Origin of the sequence: Nonomuraea sp. NPDC049784 (genome assembly GCF_040659615.1) — a bacterium.
Classification (GTDB): domain Bacteria; phylum Actinomycetota; class Actinomycetes; order Streptosporangiales; family Streptosporangiaceae; genus Nonomuraea.
In genome coordinates, this window is record NZ_JBFAMX010000700.1 from 1 (window position 1) to 4,894 (window position 4,894).

The window sequence follows — 4,894 nt, forward strand, 5'->3', positions numbered from 1 at the left end:
CGAGCGAGCGCAGGTGCTCGGTGGTGAGCAGGCCGTCGAGCGCGGCCTGGGCGAGACCGCGCAGCCACTCCTCCTTCTGCGCGGGCAGGCCGAGACCGCCGGCCTCCAGCAACGTCACGGGCGGGGGAAAGGCCGCGTGCGTCCGCCCGTCCACGGTGACCTGCGCGCCGTAGCGCGCGGCGATGCGTTGTTTGATCCGGGACGCGATGAGCATCGAGGAGCGCTGCACGATGACCGCCCAGCACGCGGCCTCCCACGGGCTCCAGAAGCAGACCGGGCGCAGGCCGGGAGCATGCCGCTGCAGGTCGCCGAGCACCGGGTCGGCCTGGCCGAGCGCGGCGAAGCCGGTGCCGTCGACGTCGAGGGAGAGGATGCGCGCCACCTCGCCCCGGATGCCCGGCCCGGCCGGGCGGGTCGTGGTGACGGCCACGCCGCCCGGCGCGGCGGTCACCCTCACGCCGATCGGCAGCCAGTCGGACTCGGCGCAGTAGGCGAAGCGCAGCGCCCGCCCGTCGGAAGGCAGCGCGCTGGTGGCCGGCCAGTCCTCGACGAAGCGCAGCGAGGCGCCGAAGTCGAACGGGCCCTCGGCGGTGAGAGTGAATCCGTGCGTGGTCATGCGCCGCATCGTAGGGGGTGCCGCCGACAGACCGGCTCCGCGGCCGCTCGGCTCCGGGGCGGTGAATGTGCTGGATGCGGGGGTAGGGGGCGATGACAGTCCGAAGGAAGGGGGAAGGTCATGAGCCGAATCGGGGAGTGGCTGAAGAAAGCGGAGAACCTGGCCAGAGGGCACTCCAAGGAGGCGGACCAGTTGGTGGACCGCGCCGAGCAGATCGCGAAGGAGCGGACCGGCCACAAGTACGACGAGCAGATCTCGAAGGGGGCCGACGCGGTGCAGCGCCGCTACGGCGGTGGAGGCGAGGAGGAAGAGAAGAAGCGCGAGGGTGAGAGCTGAGCCGCGCTCACCTGTCCTCGACGAAGGTCAGGTAGCGGTCGGCTGAGCGGCGGACGGCCTCCGCGCCGTCCGCGTACACGACGCGCTTCCACCAACCCCCGTAAACCCGCTCGAACGCGTACGGCTCCAGCAGGTCCAGGGCACGGCGCACTACGTGTGGACGTTCGGGGATGAAGTTCGGGTAGCTATACATGAAGCTCACCCAGCGCCGGTCCTGGACGACCGTGAGGATGTCTCCAGAGAAAAGGGCGTTCTGGGACGACCAGTGGAGCACCTGGCCGCCCTCGAAGTGCACGCCCGCGTTGATCAAGGTGAGGTCCTCGGACAGCCGGTGCGTGTCGCCCTCCCAGAAGACCACCGCCTCGTCCGGCCTGGCCACCCACTGCCTGTCGGAGGCGTGGATGTACACGGGGGCGTCGAAGGCCCGGGCCCACTCGATCATGGAGCCGTAGAAGTGGGGGTGGCTGATGGCGATGGCCGACAGCCCGCCCAGCTCCTTGACCTGCGCGATCAGGTCGTCATCCAGGTACGAGACCATGTCCCAGAGCACGTTGCCCTCGGGCGTGCGGATGAGCAGGGCGCGCTGGCCGATCGCCGTGGGCGGGGCGGTGCCGATGCCGATCACGCCCGGGCCCTCCTCCTCCACGCGGCCCCGATGGCCCTCGGCCGCCAGGCCCGCCATCGTGGTCCACTGCTGGCCGTCCCAGCCGACGTACTGGCGCTCGTCCTCGCAGATCGGGCAGTCGGGGCGGGGCTCGCCGTACTGGACGCCGCACGTGCGGCAGATGGGCAGATCCGACGGTGGCATGCGGCCAGCATAAGACCGTGCGTGCTCCGATACGGTGATCGCATGGTCAGAGGCGGGTTGCTGGTGGCGGGGACCACGTCCGACGCGGGCAAGAGCGTGGTGACCGCCGGCATCTGCCGGTGGCTGGCGCGCAGGGGCGTGCGCGTCGCGCCCTTCAAGGCGCAGAACATGTCACTCAACTCGTACGTCACCGCGGAGGGCGCCGAGATCGGCCGGGCGCAGGCGATGCAGGCGCAGGCCGCCTACCTGGAGCCGGTGGCGGACATGAACCCCGTACTCCTCAAGCCGGGCAGCGACCGCCGCAGCCAGGTCGTCCTCATGGGCACCCCGGTGGCGGACGTGGACGCGATGGAGTACGGCGCGCTCAAGGACCTCCTCCGCACCACGGCGCTGGAGGCGCTGGAAAGGCTCAGGAAGCGGTACGACGTGGTGGTGTGCGAGGGCGCGGGCAGCCCCGCCGAGATCAACCTGCGCCGCGGTGACATCGCCAACATGGGCCTGGCCAGGGCCGCGAACCTGCCCGCTATCGTGGTCGGCGACATCGACAGGGGAGGGGTGTTCGCCGCGTTCTACGGCACGGTGGGCCTGCTGGACGCCGACGACCAATCCCATATTTCCGGATTTGTCGTCAACAAGTTCCGCGGCGCACGGGAGCTGCTGGAGCCCGGGCTCGACATGCTCAGGCGGCTGACCGGACGCGAGGTGTACGGCGTCCTGCCCTGGCTCGACGGGCTCTGGCTGGACGTCGAGGACTCGCTGGCCCTGGACGGCCGCAGGGTCGCGGTGCGCCCGCCGTACGGCAGGCAGACCCTCCGGGTGGCCGTCGTGCGGCTGCCGAGGATCTCGAACTTCACCGACCTGGACGCCCTGGCCGCCGAGCCGGGGGTGGTGGTGCGTTTCGTCACCGATCCGGTCGAGCTCGACGACGCCGACCTGGTCGTGCTGCCGGGGTCGAGGGCCACGGTCAGCGATCTGGCGTGGCTGCGCGAGCGAGGGCTGGCGGCGGCGATCATCGACCGGGCGGGGCCCGTGCTGGGGATCTGCGGTGGGTTCCAGATGCTCGGGCGGGAGATCGTGGACGAGGTCGAGTCGGGGGAGGGGAAGGTCGAGGGGCTCGGCAGGCTGCCGGTACGGGTCGAGTTCGCGAAGGAGAAGCGACTCGGGCGGCCGGAAGGCACGGCTTACGGGCAGCCGGTGCGCGCGTACGAGATCCACCACGGGGTGGCCTCGGTGGACGGCGGCGAGCCGTTCCTCGACGGCTGCCGGGCCGGTAACGTCTGGGGCACCGCCTGGCACGGCGCCCTCGAGAACGACGGCTTCCGCCGGGCCTTCCTGGCCGACGTGGCCGAGCGGGCCGGGCGCGACTTCGTACCGGCTCCTGACACGGACTTCGCGGGGCTCAGGGAAGAGCGGCTCGACGCACTCGGCGACCTGGTGGAGCGGCACCTCGACACGGACGCGCTGCTCCGCCTCATCGAGCACGGCCCCCCGGACGCGCCGTTCCTGCCCCCGGGGGCGCCACCCGCCTAGCCACTCGCCGGGGCCACGGGACGCCCTCGGACGTGCCGCCCGGCTTGCGGAGCGTGCCCTTCGGCCCCCTCCCCAAGGGCTGTCCGTCCGGCTGGTTGGGCGCCCGCCTTCGCCCTTCCTCCCCAAGGGACCTCAGCCGAAGTGCGGCGTTGAGGGAGACGTGTGAAAACGAGGGTCAGCCCGGACCGGAAGCAGGATGGCCGGCAGGGGCGCGGGCCTGGCGCTGGGTGTCGATCCAGCCGTCGATCTGCTCCCAGTGGTCGTACAGCCACTGGATCCGCTCCGCCCGCTCGCGCGGCACCTCGGCGGCCGGCACCCGCCACCACTTCGCGGTGATGTGAGCGCTGACGGGCAGCTTGCGCCAGACGTCCCCCAACGTGATGAGGTCGTCGAGCCCGGTGTGCGCGACGAAGATGACGTCCGCTGTCGGGCACGCCTCGATGGCCGTGATGGCGCCCTTCGGCCGGGGCGGCAGCAGGTGGTCCATGCCGCGCGCCCGCTTCGCCTCCTCGGCCAGCCCCTTCTCCTCCAGGCGCCTGATCGCCAGCCGGCGGCGGCGCGGGGTGAAGTTGCCGCCCTCGGGGAAGATCACCAGGGCGTCCTGATCGCCCATCGTCGCGGCCAGGCGGTGGATCTCCTCGATGACCCGCTTCTGCCCGGACTCGCGGGGGACGAACGCGTTCGGCAGCCGGTTGATCACCACGTCCACCGAGGGGTCGTACTGGAGTGCGGCCTTCATGACGATGCGCGGCCGCCGTCCATATATCGCTAGAAGGTGATAAATCAGCAAGAAGGAGTCGCCGGGCCCCGCATGCCGCGCCAGCACGATGACCGGCCGGGTCAGCCGGGCGGCCCGCTCCTCGGCCGTCGGCTCGGGCTCTTCGATCTCCAGGGTCAGCCGGAAGGTCCGCACCGCCACCGCGTACACCTTGGACAGGAACCACCTGATCAGGGCGTAGTGCCGCTCCTGGCGCCGGGCCCCGCCCGCCACCCACAGCCACAGGCAGGCGATCAGCACAGCCGACTCCAGCGCCAGCCATGCTGTGCCGAACCAGACGAACCTCAGCCCCCTGCGCTGCGGCGGCGGCAGGCGCAGGGAGGCCGCCGCCGTGACGACGAGCCAGAACGGCAGCGTCACCAGCATGAACACGGTCATGACGATGACCAGAGGAGCCAGCACGAGCCGGCGCAGGATGCGTGGTGGGAGCACCGCGGCCTCCCTGGAACGGTCTACCCTTCATCCTCCTCTGTTCCGCAAATAGTGCGAAGAGGCGGCGTAGGCCCGCTCGATGCAGGCGGAGATCTGCGAGACGTTGCGGTAGCTCAGCGTGGAGAGCGGCTCCGTCACGCCGGCGGGCATCACGTGCACCTCAACTCCTGGAGGCAGGCTCGCCATGTCCTCGGCGAACCGGTGCCTGCGCGCGATCTCGAACGCCACCATGCCCACCTCCCAGAACCGCCTGGGCGGCGCCAGCGGCCGTTCGATCCGCCCGACGTGCAGGACGAAGACGCGCTTGGCCCCGAGTCGCACGGCCCGCCCGACGGGGATGCTGTGCACCAGGCCCCCGTCGTAGAAGTGCTCGCCGCCGATCACGACGGGCGGC

Annotated in this window: 5 protein-coding genes and 1 pseudogene; 2 read left to right on the plus strand and 4 right to left on the minus strand. The window is 71.3% G+C overall.

Going from position 1 to position 4,894, the window contains the following annotated elements; genetic code table 11:
• A partial coding sequence (locus AB0J09_RS56160) for a hypothetical protein (protein WP_360710717.1) occupies nt 1-616 on the minus strand: 616 nt, incomplete at its 3' end.
• Nucleotides 617-736: 120 nt separating this feature from the next.
• On the opposite strand from AB0J09_RS56160, the gene AB0J09_RS56165 reads away from it, so the two are divergent.
• Nucleotides 737-952, plus strand: coding sequence for an antitoxin (locus AB0J09_RS56165; RefSeq protein ID WP_360710720.1), 216 nt, complete (start codon nt 737-739; stop codon nt 950-952).
• Nucleotides 953-959: 7 nt separating this feature from the next.
• Here AB0J09_RS56165 and AB0J09_RS56170 read toward each other — a convergent pair whose 3' ends face one another.
• Entirely contained in the window at nt 960-1,760 is an 801-nt protein-coding gene (locus AB0J09_RS56170; RefSeq protein ID WP_360710722.1) for an MBL fold metallo-hydrolase, read from the minus strand.
• A 42-nt stretch (nt 1,761-1,802) separates the two neighbouring features.
• Between AB0J09_RS56170 and AB0J09_RS56175 the strand changes: the two genes are divergently transcribed.
• The gene (locus AB0J09_RS56175) at nt 1,803-3,290 is read left to right on the plus strand and encodes a cobyric acid synthase (RefSeq protein WP_360710725.1); all 1,488 of its coding nucleotides are present in this window, start codon (nt 1,803-1,805) and stop codon (nt 3,288-3,290) included.
• A 175-nt stretch (nt 3,291-3,465) separates the two neighbouring features.
• On the opposite strand, the gene AB0J09_RS56180 is transcribed toward AB0J09_RS56175, so the two are convergent.
• A complete protein-coding gene (locus AB0J09_RS56180; protein ID WP_360710728.1) occupies nt 3,466-4,500 on the minus strand; it encodes a 1-acyl-sn-glycerol-3-phosphate acyltransferase in 1,035 nt (344 codons plus the stop codon).
• A 27-nt stretch (nt 4,501-4,527) separates the two neighbouring features.
• Nucleotides 4,528-4,894: pseudogene (locus AB0J09_RS56185) on the minus strand (patatin-like phospholipase family protein); the annotation flags it as partial.

Bases quoted from the DNA above. Each gene is read 5' to 3' on its own strand.
- AB0J09_RS56165 (WP_360710720.1), top strand. From the start codon at position 737: ATGAGCCGAATCGGGGAGTGGCTGAAGAAAGCGGAGAACCTGGCCAGA.
- AB0J09_RS56175 (WP_360710725.1), top strand. From the start codon at position 1,803: ATGGTCAGAGGCGGGTTGCTGGTGGCGGGGACCACGTCCGACGCGGGC.
- AB0J09_RS56170 (WP_360710722.1), bottom strand. From the start codon at position 1,760: ATGCCACCGTCGGATCTGCCCATCTGCCGCACGTGCGGCGTCCAGTAC.